Genomic DNA, 12,873 nt, shown 5'->3' with positions numbered 1-12,873 from the left:
GTGATATCCCGTTCTATGGCGATCACCATAGAACGGGTCGCGGCAGACGAGGAGGGGGCGATGGGGGAAGATACGGGCGACCAATCGGTACGCATCACCACCCCGGACGGCGCCCAACTGGCTGGGCGCCTGGCCCTGCCGCCGGACGGGCGTGAGCCCCGGCTGGCCGTGGTGCTGCATGGCGCCACCGGTGTGCCGCGCGACTACTACACGCGCTTCGCCGCCTGGCTGGCAGCGGCCCGGGACGCGGCGGTGCTGACCTATGACTACCGCGACTTCGGCGCCTCGGCCGCCGGGCCGGTGACCCGATCCGGCGCCACCATGGCGATGTGGGGTGTGATCGACCAGGCGGCGGCCCTGGATTGGCTGTGCGACCATTATCCGGAAACGGAGATTTGGGTGATTGGCCATTCCCTGGGCGGCCTATGCCTGCCCTTTCACGCCAATGCGGGGCGAGTGGCGCGGCTGATCGCCGTGGCGTCCGGTCCCGCCCATTGGACCAAACACCCGCTGAGCTACATGCCCTCGGTCGTCGCCTTCTGGTTCCTGCTTGGGCCGCTGGCCACACTGTTGTGCGGTTACCTGCCCGGGCGACTGTTGGGCCTGGGGGCGGACTTGCCCAAGGGCGTGTTCTGGCAATGGCGGCGCTGGTGCACGTCACGCGGCTTCTATCGGGTGGATTGGGGGCAGTCCATGCCTCACCCCACGCCCGATCGCATGACGGGGGCCGTCACCCTGGTGGGCATCGCGGATGATGAGATGATGCCGCCGGAACGGGTGCGCCGTCTGGCGGACTTCTACCCGGCCGCCACCATCCGCCACCGGGTCATCACCCCCGCGGAAGCCGGCTCCAAGGCCATCGGCCACCTGCGTGTGTTCGCCGAGCGTAATGCCCGCGCCTGGCCGCTGCTGCTGGATGGTATCGCTTAAGCTGCCACCGCCGTCGGGGCGGCAACCGCCCTTTCCAGACGGCCCAGCAGGGTGCCGAACAGGGCCGTCTCAGCCCGGCACATGGCGGCCAGACGGGCGGGTTCCCACGCGCCCAGGGCGCCCAGCCGCGTCGCCATGTCGGACAGGTGGCCCTGTTCCTCCGCCAGCAGGCTTTTCAGCGAGATTTTGGATCCCGCCCCGCGCAACGCCGTCTCATAGAGGTGGTAGAACCACACGGCGCGGAACTCCACGATCAGCGACATGTGCAGGTACAGCACTTTGGAGCGGGGCGGTTCGCCCGCCAAGGCCTGTTCCACGGCGATGTCCAGCTTCTGGAAATACAGGCGGCCGGCGGCGGGCGACAGCAGGTCGGCCTGGACATAGTCCAGCGGGCGGCGGGCCACGCCCTCGGCATGGCGCTTGAAGAAGAAGGCGTGGCGTGCCTCTTCCGCCAGGTGCTTCAGGGTAGGCAGGTCCATGCCGGCGCCATGCTGGGTCGCCATGATCTTGTTGCTGCCCATATGCTCCATCAACGACAGCTCGTTCATGAAGCGGGCGTGGGACGCGGGCGTGCGCAGGACATCGGCCAGGAAGGCCCGGACACGGGGGACCAGGGGGGCGTTATCGGCCTCGAAGGCGCCGCGCACGGTATCCAACGACTGCTGCATGATTCTGAAACCCTTACACCAACCGGCCTCCGTGACCGGGCGGCGCACTCTGCGCGCGGCGTTTGGCGCCGGGCAATAGGATTCGCCCACCGTCCAAATAGGGGCCGTCATTCGTCGCAGTTATGCCACCATGCGCGCGCAGCCTGACATGGATTGACGAGAACCAGGGTGGAACCTGCCATCATGTCCAGTTATGCTGTACCTGAACGCCCCACGGCCCGGCGCCTCGGCCTTCGCCACGGCGCCATGACCGCGCTAGCGCTGCTGATGACCATATCGCCGTTCATGGGCGATCTGGCGCGCGCCCAAGAGGGGGCGCCGGCCTACGACGATGGCGGCGACCAGTACGCGGGCGATCCGCCGGCACGGGTGGGGCGGCTGGCGCGGGTGCAGGGCACCGTCTCCTTTCACACCGCCGACGGCACCCAGTGGGACCCCGCCACCCCCAACTACCCCCTCACCAGCGGCAACGCGCTGTGGACCGAGCCGGGGGCCAGCGCCACGGTCGATGTCTCCACCACCCGGCTGATCATGGACGGCACCACCGAGCTGGATATCGACAGCCTGGATGACCGCGATTTCACCGCCGACCTGGCGCAGGGCCAGGTCTATGTGCGCATCCGAGGCCTGTTGCCCGGCGAACGCTACAGCCTGCGCACGCCGCGCGGCCTGGTCACGCTGGAGGGGCCCGGCAGGTACGAGGTTTCGGCCGGCGATACCGACACCCCCACCCGTGTCACCGTGCTGGAAGGGTCGGCGCAACTCAGCGGCCAGGGCCTGTCCCTGCGGATCAATGGTGGGCAGACGGGGGAGATCACGGGCGACAATCCGCCCAACGTCAATGTGCGGCCCGCCGAACACGACCCTTTCCTGACGGCCATGCTGCGCACCGACCGCGTCGGCTCTTCCACGCCCCCGCCGGACGTCATGGCCATGCCGGGCGCCGACGACCTGGGCGAATACGGCAGCTGGCAGGCCACGCCCGACTATGGCCAGGTCTGGTATCCGCAGGTCGCGCCTGACTGGGCGCCCTACCGAGACGGTCACTGGGCCTATGTCGCCCCCTGGGGATGGACCTGGATCGATGATGCGCCGTGGGGATTCGCCCCCTTCCACTACGGGCGGTGGGTGGATATCCGTGGCCGCTGGGCCTGGGCGCCGGGCGGCACCGTCGTTGTCGGCGGGCCGCCGCCCCCGCCGGTCTACGCCCCGGCGCTGGTCGCCTTTTTCGGGGCTGGCGTGGCCATCGGCGTCAGCATCGGCGGCCCCCATTATGACGACAGGGGGCACCCGCCCGTCGGCTGGTGCCCCCTGGGCTGGCAGGAGCCTTACCATCCCTGGTACCGGGCCAGCCCGCGCTATGTGGAGTATGTGAACCGGCCGGTGGTTCGCAACCTGACGGTCGTGAACAACGTCACCAACATAACCATCAACAATTACGCCAACCGACGTGGCGCCTCGATGATGCCGGCGGACGCCATGGTGGCCGGCCGCTACGGCCGCTATAACGGCGGCGCCCGGCCTTGGGACGAGCATCAGCTCGCCAACGCGCGCGCCGTTGTGGGACGACCGCCGTTGCAACCCACCGTCGCCACCGCCGGTGTGACGCCGCAGGTGGCGCAGCATCTGCACCTGCCCGGCCCGCCGGGCGGCACTCCAATCCCGCACCCAGCCAACCCCGGCCCCCGTTTCGAGCCACGGGCCGAGGGCGCAGGTCCCCGGCACCTGGATTTGCGCGGGCCTAATGGTGCCCCTGCCGGAGGTCCGCAGGCCGGTGCTTTCCGGCCGGGCGATCCGCATCGCAATGGTAACGGACCCAATGATAACGGGCCCGGGGCCGATCACCCTGGTGGTTTCCGTCCGACGGACCGCCGGCCGGATGAGCCGGGATTCCATCCGGGCCAGCCGGGGACGAACCGACCCGAGGGCGCCGCCTGGGCCAACCGGGGTCCCGGTGGGCTGCCGACCTTGCGCGACCATAACCAGCCGCCCGGCCCGCCGCCGGTTCATCAGGCGGCGCAGGAACGCCCCGGACCCACAGCCGGTCAGGCGTCCCCTCCCACGCAGCGGCCCGATGGACCGCCACAGCAACCCAATCACCAGGAAGGGGGGGCGGGCGGCCCCCCGCGTTCGGCGGCCCACCCGCCTCAGGGCCAGCCGGGCCCCGCCCAACAGGCCGGGCCCGAACGTCCGCAGGGGGCGCCCGCGGTCCCGCATGGGGAACGCCATCGGCCGGACGCGCCGAACTTTGAGGAACGGCGCCAGCCGCAGGTGCCGCACCAGGCCGAGCGCCCCCAACCTCCGCACGAAGTCCATCAGCTGCCCCGGCCGCAGGAGCCGCAGATGCGGCCGCAGTCACCGCCGGAGCCCCGGCCGCATATGGACATGGCCCCCCGGCCCGAACCGCAGCGCATGCCGCCGCCTCAGGCGCGGCCGGAGGCGCCGCATCCGCAGCCCCTGCAACATCCGCAACCGCAGCAGCACCCACAGCCGCAACCGCACGCCGGGCCGCAACATCAGCAAGCGCCGGGCCACCCCAACGATCCCGGCCAGCCCCATCACAACTGATGGGAATGGCGATCAGACCTGTTCAGCCGTGCGGAAGCCGTCGTGGTGGCGGATCACTTCCTTGATGATGAAGTTCAGGAACTTGGCCGCGAAGTCCGGATCCAGGTGCGCGCCCTCGGCCAGGCGGCGCAGGCGCTCGATCTGGGCCGCCTCGCGGCCTGGGTCGCTGCTGGGCAGGTCAATGCGCGCCTTCAGCGCCCCGACCTGCTGCGTGCACTTGAACCGTTCCGCCAGCATGTAGATCAGGGCGGCGTCTATGTTGTCGATGCTGTCACGCAGGCGCTTCAGCTCGGGATGAATGGCGGGGGCAGGGTGCTCGGCGCCGGACATGGCCACTCCTTGGGATCACGGACGGGCCCGACAGTACAGCCCGCCGCCGACCGCCGTCAGTGAAAATTATGAGGGGCTTTTATAACAAACGGTCGCGCGTGGGCTGGAAGCCGCAACAGCCGGTGCATAAATTTAGACTTTCCTGAACCAAATTTACGGGGGTGGCCATGGAGGCCGGGGGAAAGACGGGGGCCGCGCCGGGCGGCTGGCAGTTGGCGCAGATGAACGTGGGCACGGCGCTCTATGCCATGGATGACCCGCGCATCGCCGATTTCGTGAACCAGCTGGACGAGATCAACGCCCTGGCCGAAGGCAGCCACGGCTTCGTCTGGCGCCTGCAGTCGGACAGCGGCAACGCCACCGACATCCTGGTCAGCGACAATCCACGCTTCCTGGTGAACATGTCGGTGTGGGCCTCGGCCGAGGCGCTGTTCGATTACGTTTACAAATCCGCCCATCGCACCGTCATGGCGCGGCGGCGGGAATGGTTCGATCGGCCCGTGGACATGTACCAGGTCCTCTGGTGGGTCCCCGCCGGCCATCGCCCGACCCCGCAGGAGGGGTTGGAGCGTCTGGCCCATCTGGAACGGCACGGGGCCACGCCCCACGCCTTCACCTTCAAGCAGAAGTACCCGCACCCCGCTGCCCCGCCGGCGGCGCCCCAGGACATGGCGCCGGAGCCGCATTGCGTCGGCTGGGAGTGAGCGCGCCCCGGGAAGGTCTCATTGAATCCCGGGATGCGGCGTTTTTTCGCCACCTTTGGGCGGTGTCATGAAAGTGCCCGGCGAGGCCGGGACCTGTTCATGTTGAAAGGATCGAGACCATGCCCGTCCTGACCCGCCCCACCACCAGCGCCTCCCCGTCCGTCGGCCTATCCTGGCGCCGTCGCGGGATCGCTGCCCTGGCCCTGGTTTTCGGCCTGGCGTTGGCGCCGTTCATGACGGCCGGCAGCGCCCAGGCCGAGGTGGTCCATCATCGCGTCGTGCATCACCGCCACCATCACCACCACCATCACCACGTGCACCATGTGGCGCATCACGCCCCCGTGCATCATCCCCATGGCTAAGGCCGGGTGACGGTGACCGGGGGGCCGGCCCACTTTTGCGGGGTACCCCGCCAATTGGCCGGCTTCCGGCCCCTGATGAAACGCCCTGGCGGAACTTTACGGTCCCCAGGGCGTTTTCATATCCGTTCCGCCCCGCCTACCCGCCGGCCCCGGTTCCAGGATCCGGCCCATCCCAGGGGTGCCGTTGGGGCAAAGGGCATACCCCCGCCCGGACCACATTGTTTGCGGTGTTGCGACGTTTTTTCGCCACCATTGGGCGGTCCCCTGATGTCACGCCTTTCTTACAAGGAATGGAGGACGACCCATGTTCACGAAGTTGACCACCGCGGGCTGGGCCCGCACGGCGACCGCGCTGACCCTGGCCGCCGGCCTGGCGTCCGCCCCCGTCTTGAGCGCTGCCGCCTGGGCGCAGACCGCGCCGCCTGAGGGCACGCCCATGCCGGGCACGCCGCAATCCGAAGACACCACCCGCAGCGGCACGCCGTCGACCCTGCCGCCGGTGCCGGACGCCACCAGCCCCAGCCCGTCCAATTCCCACGGCCTGCCGGGTGACCGCGCCGGGATGGGCCAGCAGCCCGGTATGAACCAACCGGACGTTTCGTCGCCGTCGACCATGCCTCCGGCCCCGTCGGACCAGAGTGGTTCCATGTCGTCCTCGTCCGGCCAGGCGGTGACGGAAAAGCCACCGGTGGTGCAGCCGCTGCCGCCGCATGACCCCAACGACGACAAGGGCAAGGCCGCGAAGTCGTCCAAGGCCAGGAAGTCGGCCAAGCACACCGCCCAGAAGAAGACCGATCCCGGCCAAAGCCCGGAGGAGGCCGCGCCGCCGCCCCCGGCTCCGTCCAGCCCGGACAGCGGCACCACCGGTTCGACCAGCCAGCCGGACAATCCCCGCCTATAAGGTCGGTCCGGACGCGCGCCTGTGAGGCAACCGTCCATCTCCCTTCAGGCGCGTTGTGCGAAACCCCCGGGGCCCGTTCCCCGGGGGTTTTGTCATGGCCACATGGCCGGTGGATCTGGAGGTATGGGCCGATGACCGTGACGTAGTGCTGCTGAACCATGGCACGGCCCCGGCGAGGATCACCGTCAACTGGGGTTCGCCGGGGCCCCTGTGCGGCGGCCAGGGTATCGAACCTGAGCCGGCTTAGGTGAAGACGAACCCCAACCGCACATTCCCCCACAGCCGGCGATCGACCACGATGGGGCAATCGATCTCCTTCATGCGGCGTGGTCCGCCATCACCCAGGTCACGGTTGTAGGCCTGGATCAGGAAGGGGCGGCTGTTGCGCGCGGCCGCCAGGCCGGTGCGATCCAGATAGCGGCGCCGGCTGCGGGTTTTGCCGTCCGGCTGGGCGTTGTGGGTAGGCACATAGCCATTGGTGGCCGCGGCCACGCAGAAGACGATACGCCCGTCCTGGGCCAGCGCAGGTTCCTGCAGGGACGGGAACAGCTCATCCGCCAAGGCGGTGTAGGGGGCGATGTATTGCTCCGGCGAGGTCCCGGGAATGGGGTCCAGGGCTTCGCTGAACAGGGCGTCGTGGGTGATGCGACCGTCCCGCAGCGCCTGGGTCAGGACCGCGGTGATATCGGTGGCCACCTTTCGCGCGGCGACGATCAGCCCCTCATCCGCGGCGATCATGGCGTAATAAGTGCCTTTCAACCTCTCCCGCACAGCGGCATCCAGCTGGTGGAAACGCACATGCAGGCCTGCGGGGCTCTGGGCCGCAAGGTTGCAGGGCAGATTGCCCACGCCGTCCAGATGCAGCACGGCGGCGGCGCCGTCCGGTGGCAACGCGACGTCCTTATCCGCCAGCGCCGCCACGGCCCCACCCAGCGACAGGTCCAGGACGCGCGCCGGATGACGTCGCCCATCCAGGGTCACCGCTGCTGCCAGGTCGCACGGAATGCGGTCGGACTCGCGCCGGTCCCCCGCCACCGACTGGCGCAGCACCATCAGCAGGCGCGTCTTCATCTGGCTGACGGCCTGGTTGGTGGCGGCCACCTGGCGGCTGACGGTGCCGGCGGCCAAGCACACGGTGTCCGCTTGGCCGCGGATGTGGTTGACGCTGCCCGACACCTGGGTCGCGACGTCGGCGGATTGCGCGGCGCCTCGGCCGATCTCGGCATTGGCGGCGGCCTGTTCCTCGACCGCCGCCGCCGTGGCGGTGGCCGCCTGGTCGATCAGCTCGATGGTGTGGATGACGGCGTGCAGGGCCTGAACACTGCCGTCCACCGCGCTGCGGATATCCGTCACCTGCTGGGCGATCTGGTCGGTGGCTTTGGCGGTCTGCGCAGACAGGCTCTTCACCTCCCCGGCCACGACGGCGAAGCCTTTGCCGGCATCGCCGGCGCGCGCCGCCTCGATGGTGGCGTTCAACGCCAGCAGGTTGGTCTGGCTGGCGATGTCGCCAATCAGGGCCAGCACCTGGCCCACCTCGGCCGTCGCATGCTCCATGCGGTGCAGGGCCTGGGCGGCGTTGCGGGCGTCCAGCACGGCGCGGCGGGCGATATCGCTGGATCGGGACGCCTGATGGGCGATCTCCGTTCCCGCCGCCCCCTGTTCCTCGGCCGCGGCGGCCACGGTGGCGGCGGTGCCGCTGGCCTGCGTCGCGGCGGCGGCCACCACCACGGTATCCTGCTGCACCTCCTGGATGTTGCCCAGCAGGCCGGTCACGGCGTTCTCCACCTCGGCGGAGGTGCGGTTGATGTCGCGCCAGGTGGCCTCCAGGTCGGTTTCGATCAGCTGACAGGTCTCCAGCAGGGTGCGGCGGGTGGTTTCCTGCTCCCGCGCTTCCAACTCCACCCGCTCCCGCGCCTGATAGGCCAGGATGGCCCTCAGGGCCCGCAGCCGGCCGGCGGCGGCCTGGAAATCGCGCAAGGCCGGCAGGTCGATGACGTGCAGATGATCGCCCTGGATCAGGGCGTCGATATCCTGAACCTGGCGGTGCAGGATGGTGCGCAGACGCCGCGCCAGGGCCAGGCCCTGGACCAGGGTTGGGGGCACCGCCAGCGCCGCCGCCCAACCGGCGGGCAGGCCGGCGGTGGCGGCGGCTAGGCCGGCAATGGGCACCAGCACCAAGGCGGCCAGCCGGGCGTTCAAGCCGCCCAGCCAGCGCGCGATGGCGTGCGCCGCTCCGGTCCGGTGCAGTTGCCCACCGGCCAGGCGGACGCCGCCACCGCCCTGCCGCAGGGCGGTGTACAACCGGTCTGCCGCCGCAACCTCCGCCCGGCCGGGCTTGGTGCGGATGGAGATATAGCCGGTGATGCGGCCGTCCTCCTGCACCGGGGTGACGTTGGCCCGCACCCAGTAGTGGTCGCCGGACTTGGCGCGATTCTTCACCAGCCCTTCCCAGGGTTGTCCCGCCTGGACCGTGGCCCACAGATCGGCGAACGCGGCCTTGGGCATATCGGGATGGCGCACCAGATTATGCGGTGCGCCCAGCAGTTCCGCCTCGCTGAAGCCGCTGATGGCGATAAAGGTCTGGTTGACAAAGGTGATGCGTCCCTTGTCGTCGGTCCTGGAGACGAGCATTTCCCCTTCGCCGACCAGGATTTCGTTTTGGGTCACTGGGCCGGTATCGCGCATGTCATTTGTCCTGCCAATTATTGGCGCTGGCTGCGTTGTCCGGCCTTTGTCGTTTATTTTATCGATCTGTGATTGATGTGGCGCAAACCTATACCGAAGAATACGGGCAGTTTGTTCGGAGAATAATTTCCTAAACTACTTCCGCATGCGGCGATCGATGAAGGCGACGGTGGCCATCCCGACCAGCATGGCCAGGATGAACAGGGGCGCGCCCGCCAGATCCGCCCCCTTCGGGTCGGCCACCGCGACGCCCAGGGCCGCCAACGCCGGGCCGGGGCAATAACCCACCAATCCCCAGCCAATGCCGAACAGGGCGGCCCCGGCCACCAGCCGGCCGTCGATGGGGCGGACGGCCGGCGGTTGGAAGGCGGGCGCGGCCAGGGGCGCATGCCGACGGCGCCCAAGGACGAAGCCGGCCCCCGCCACGGGCACCGCCGCCGCCATGACCAGGGCCAAGCTGGGGTCCCAGCCGCCGACGACATCGAGGAAGGCCAGCACCTTGGCCGGGTTGATCATGGATGACACGGTCAGGCCGAGCCCGAACACCAGGCCGGCCCCTAAAGCGAGGATGAGACGGCGCATGGGATCAGCCCCCCAGGACATGGCGGTGGAGAAAAACGGTCAATGCGGCCACGGCCATGAAGACCCCGGTGGCCGTCGCGGAACGCGGCGACAGCCGGGCCAGGCCGCAGACGCCGTGGCCACTGGTGCAGCCGCCCCCCAGCCGGGTGCCCAACCCCACCAGAAGCCCGCCAACGATGACCAGCGTGGGGCTGGCCACCAGTTCACCGGTTGGCACGAGGCTACCCGCCAGACGGTAGATCACCGGCACCGCCATGACCCCGGCCAGGAAAGCCAGGCGCCAGCCCCGATCGCCCCGCGCGGCGGTCATCAGTCCGCCCACGATGCCGCTGATGCCGGCGATGCGGCCCAGGCCCAGCCACAGCACGGCGGCCGCCGCGCCGATCAGGGCGCCGCCGATCAGGGCGTGCGCGGGGGTGAAGCCGTTCATGGTTGTTCCTCCGGCGCGCAGAACAGGGCGTATAACGCCTCCAGCATGGGGCGTACCTTGTCGGACCCGATGCGGTAGTGGATCACCGTCCCCTCCCGCCGCGTGGCCACCAGCCCCTCATCCCGCAGTTTCGCCAGGTGCTGCGACAGGTTGGATTGCGCCAGTCCAAGGTGTTGCCCCAGGGCGCCCACCGTCATCTCCCCCTGCACCAGGGTGCACAGGATCATCAGGCGATGCCGGCTGGCCAGCGACCGCAGGAAGGCCTCCGCCTCCGCCGCGCGGGCCTCGAGGGCGACGGGATCGGGCAAATGCATCATACATTCCTAATTTATAAATTAGACTTGACTAATATATAGGATGGCACCAGCTTCAGGCAAGCGTTCCGGCGCTTGCCGGACATCTCCTTGAAAGGGACAGCGGCCATGGCCCCCGACGTGCAGGCCTTTTTCGATGACGCCACCAACACCGTGACCTATCTGGTCGCCGACCCCGCCAGCGGGGCGGCCGCCATCATCGACAGCGTGCTGGATTTCGATCCCAAATCGGGGCGTACGGGCACGGCCTCGGCCGACCGGATCATCGCCGCCGTGCGGGCCCGGGGCCTGTCGGTTCAATGGATCCTGGAGACCCATATCCACGCCGATCATCTGTCCGCCGCCCCCTATCTGCAGCGGGCGTTGGGCGGCCGGACCGGCATCGGGGCGGAGGTGCGGCAGACCCAGGCCATCTTCGGCCGCTTGTTCAACCTGGGGAGCGGCTTCGCGACCGATGGCCGCCAGTTCGACCATCTGTTCCAGGATGGGGAGGCGGCGGCCCTGGGCGGGCTGACGGTGCGGGTGCTGCTCACGCCCGGTCACACGCCGGCCGACGTCAGCTATGTGATCGGTGACGCGGCCTTCGTGGGCGATACCTTGTTCCAGCCGGATTACGGCAGCGCGCGCACGGATTTCCCCGGAGGCGACGCCGCCACGCTCTACCGTTCCGTCCGGCGCCTGCTGGACCTGCCGCCGGAGACGCGGCTGTTCACCGCGCACGATTACAAGGCGCCGGGTCGCGACCATTATGCCTGGGAAAGCACAGTGGCGGACCAGCGTGCCCGCAACATCCACCTGCGCGACGGCGTGGATGAGGCTGCCTTCGTCGCCCTGCGGCGGCAACGCGACGCGAGCCTGGACACGCCCCGCCTGTTGTTGCCTTCGGTCCAGGTCAATGTGCGGGCGGGGAACCTGCCCCCGCCCGAGGATAATGGCGTCCGCTACCTGAAAATCCCGCTGGACGCCTTGTAACCCGGTCGCTCAGCGATCTCGCCGCTCAGTTCTTGGGCGTGGTGCGGGCCAGCAGGTCGGCCAGCTTGTCCTGCCACAGCACCGCCCAGGTGTGGCTGCCGTGACCGTGGGTCTGGTCGCTGGCCGGGATCAGGATGAACTGGCCCTTGGGGATGCGCTTCACCAGCTGCTCGGCCAGGCCAAGTTCCGGCGGATTGATGAAATCGTCGCCGGAATTGATCCACAGCACCGGCGCCTTGATCGTCTCCAGCTTGGGGGACGGGTCATAGAATCGTGACGCGTCCAGCTGATAGATCAGGTCGTTGGCCTCCATTCCGCTCACGTCCAGGATTTTCTCCGCCGCGGCGTCGGCCGCCTCGCGGGTGGGATAGGCCTTCTGCATCTGGATGGGCGCGCTGCCGGCGATGGACAGAAGGGCGGCGGCCGTGCGCAGCCCTTCCGTCGGCTGGGTCTTGTATTCGCCGCCCTGCCAGGCGGGGTCCTTCTTGATGGCGGCGATGGACATCTGGCGCCACAGACGGTTGCGGCCGGCGATGGCTTGCGGCAGGCACGCCAGCGGCATCAGCGCGTCCATGGCGTCGGGGTAGGTCTCGCCCCAGACGAAGGCGTGCATGCAGCCCATGGACGTGCCCATGACCAGGCGCAGATGGTCCACGCCCAGCTTGGTCACCAGCTGGTGTTCCAGCGCCACCATGTCGTCGTAGTCGTACTTGGGGAAATGGGCGCGCAGGCCGTTGCTGGGCTTGCTGGACTTACCGTGGCCCACATCGTCCGGCAGGATGATGTAATAGCGCGCCGGGTCCAGCACGCCGCCCGGCTGGAACAGCACGTCGCTGAACTGCGGGCGCAGGAACTGGGCGCCGGTGCCGCCGGTGCCGTGCATGATCAGGATGGCGTTGTCGACATGGCCTTTGGCGTCACGGTGCGGCGCGCCCAGGGTGGTGTAGTGCAGCCGCACCTCGGGCAGGGTCTCGCCGGTCTTGAACGTGAAGTCCGTCACCGTCACGTCACCCTCCTTGGTAACGGGCTTCACCGGTTCGGCGGCCAGCGCGGCGGGGGTGGCCAGCAGGGCGGCGCCCAGCAGCAGGGGCGCGCAAAAAGCGCGGGCGGCGGATCGAATCATGGCGTGAAGGCTCCAGGCGGGGTTCTTATCGTATGCAATATACGGTGGCGACCTCCGGACCCGGTATAGGCCGTTGGTCAGCCCTCGCCGGCCCCGTCATACTGGAACACCACCTCCAGCGGCACGCTGAAGACGGCGGCGATGCGGAAGGCGGCTTCCAGCGAGGGGGAATAGCGGCCCTGTTCGATGGCGATGATGGTCTGGCGGGTGACGCCCACACGGTCGGCCAGGGCCTGTTGGGTCATCTCGCCGTTCTGAAAGCGCAGGGCGCGGATGGTGTTGCGGATGGGGGTCTGGCCCATGG

General features: G+C 69.0%; 15 protein-coding genes. 7 read left to right on the top strand and 8 right to left on the bottom strand.

All coding sequences use genetic code 11. From position 1 onward, the window contains the following. Window positions 1-60 precede the first annotated feature (60 nt). Complete coding sequence (locus tag FBZ88_RS11155) at window positions 61-930, top strand: alpha/beta hydrolase family protein (protein ID WP_145616870.1); 870 nt, start codon at window positions 61-63, stop codon at window positions 928-930. Here the strand turns inward: FBZ88_RS11155 and FBZ88_RS11150 are convergent. Beyond that, on the bottom strand, window positions 927-1,598 hold the full coding sequence (locus FBZ88_RS11150; protein WP_145616869.1) for a hypothetical protein: 672 nt from the start codon (window positions 1,596-1,598) through the stop codon (window positions 927-929). The two genes, FBZ88_RS11155 and FBZ88_RS11150, sit on opposite strands and share 4 nt — an antisense overlap. A 183-nt stretch (window positions 1,599-1,781) precedes the next feature. Here FBZ88_RS11150 and FBZ88_RS11145 point away from each other — a divergent pair, with 183 nt between their 5' ends. Beyond that, complete coding sequence (locus FBZ88_RS11145) at window positions 1,782-4,166, top strand: FecR family protein (protein WP_145616867.1); 2,385 nt, start codon at window positions 1,782-1,784, stop codon at window positions 4,164-4,166. A 12-nt stretch (window positions 4,167-4,178) separates the two neighbouring features. Here the strand turns inward: FBZ88_RS11145 and FBZ88_RS11140 are convergent, their stop codons facing one another. Continuing rightward, the gene (locus FBZ88_RS11140; protein WP_145608675.1) at window positions 4,179-4,496 is read right to left on the bottom strand and encodes a chorismate mutase; all 318 of its coding nucleotides are present in this window, start codon (window positions 4,494-4,496) and stop codon (window positions 4,179-4,181) included. 167 nt (window positions 4,497-4,663) lie between these two features. Here FBZ88_RS11140 and FBZ88_RS11135 point away from each other — a divergent pair, with 167 nt between their 5' ends. The 4 genes from FBZ88_RS11135 to FBZ88_RS30180 all read left to right on the top strand — a co-directional run bounded on the left by FBZ88_RS11135 (window position 4,664) and on the right by FBZ88_RS30180 (window position 6,710). Continuing rightward, a complete protein-coding gene (locus FBZ88_RS11135; protein WP_145616866.1) occupies window positions 4,664-5,200 on the top strand; it encodes a DUF3291 domain-containing protein in 537 nt (178 codons plus the stop codon). Window positions 5,201-5,319: 119 nt separating this feature from the next. Continuing rightward, window positions 5,320-5,562, top strand: coding sequence for a hypothetical protein (locus FBZ88_RS11130; RefSeq protein ID WP_145616865.1), 243 nt, complete (start codon window positions 5,320-5,322; stop codon window positions 5,560-5,562). A 304-nt stretch (window positions 5,563-5,866) separates the two neighbouring features. After that, window positions 5,867-6,463 carry a hypothetical protein gene (locus tag FBZ88_RS11125; protein ID WP_145616864.1) on the top strand — a complete coding sequence of 199 codons (597 nt, stop codon included), beginning with the start codon at window positions 5,867-5,869 and terminating at the stop codon, window positions 6,461-6,463. Between the two features lie 94 nt (window positions 6,464-6,557). Further along, a complete protein-coding gene (locus FBZ88_RS30180) occupies window positions 6,558-6,710 on the top strand; it encodes a hypothetical protein (RefSeq protein ID WP_186464335.1) in 153 nt (50 codons plus the stop codon). On the opposite strand, the gene FBZ88_RS11120 is transcribed toward FBZ88_RS30180, so the two are convergent. The 4 genes from FBZ88_RS11120 to FBZ88_RS11105 form a co-directional block, all read right to left on the bottom strand. Continuing rightward, window positions 6,707-9,148, bottom strand: a complete 2,442-nt coding sequence (locus tag FBZ88_RS11120) for a methyl-accepting chemotaxis protein (protein ID WP_145616863.1) — start codon at window positions 9,146-9,148, stop codon at window positions 6,707-6,709. The genes FBZ88_RS30180 and FBZ88_RS11120 overlap by 4 nt on opposite strands. Window positions 9,149-9,283: 135 nt before the next feature. Then, complete coding sequence (locus FBZ88_RS11115; protein WP_145616861.1) at window positions 9,284-9,730, bottom strand: DUF6691 family protein; 447 nt, start codon at window positions 9,728-9,730, stop codon at window positions 9,284-9,286. 4 nt (window positions 9,731-9,734) lie between these two features. Next, window positions 9,735-10,160 (bottom strand): YeeE/YedE family protein, encoded by a 426-nt coding sequence (locus FBZ88_RS11110; protein WP_145616860.1) that lies wholly within the window; start codon window positions 10,158-10,160, stop codon window positions 9,735-9,737. Beyond that, the gene (locus tag FBZ88_RS11105; RefSeq protein WP_246138611.1) at window positions 10,157-10,468 is read right to left on the bottom strand and encodes an ArsR/SmtB family transcription factor; all 312 of its coding nucleotides are present in this window, start codon (window positions 10,466-10,468) and stop codon (window positions 10,157-10,159) included. Before FBZ88_RS11105 ends, FBZ88_RS11110 begins: the two co-directional genes overlap by 4 nt. Before the next feature lie 114 nt (window positions 10,469-10,582). Here FBZ88_RS11105 and FBZ88_RS11100 point away from each other — a divergent pair, with 114 nt between their 5' ends. Beyond that, window positions 10,583-11,446 carry an MBL fold metallo-hydrolase gene (locus FBZ88_RS11100; RefSeq protein ID WP_145616858.1) on the top strand — a complete coding sequence of 288 codons (864 nt, stop codon included), beginning with the start codon at window positions 10,583-10,585 and terminating at the stop codon, window positions 11,444-11,446. A gap of 25 nt (window positions 11,447-11,471) precedes the next feature. On the opposite strand, the gene FBZ88_RS11095 is transcribed toward FBZ88_RS11100, so the two are convergent. Further along, window positions 11,472-12,569 carry an alpha/beta fold hydrolase gene (locus tag FBZ88_RS11095; RefSeq protein WP_145616857.1) on the bottom strand — a complete coding sequence of 366 codons (1,098 nt, stop codon included), beginning with the start codon at window positions 12,567-12,569 and terminating at the stop codon, window positions 11,472-11,474. Window positions 12,570-12,646: 77 nt separating this feature from the next. After that, on the bottom strand, window positions 12,647-12,871 hold the full coding sequence (locus FBZ88_RS11090; RefSeq protein ID WP_145616855.1) for a helix-turn-helix transcriptional regulator: 225 nt from the start codon (window positions 12,869-12,871) through the stop codon (window positions 12,647-12,649). Between the last annotated feature and the right edge of the window lie 2 nt (window positions 12,872-12,873).

Source organism: Nitrospirillum bahiense, from assembly GCF_007828025.1.
Lineage (GTDB): Bacteria > Pseudomonadota > Alphaproteobacteria > Azospirillales > Azospirillaceae > Nitrospirillum > Nitrospirillum amazonense.
The sequence above is the reverse complement of the archived record's forward strand: the minus strand, read 5'-3'. Positions and strand labels throughout refer to the sequence as shown.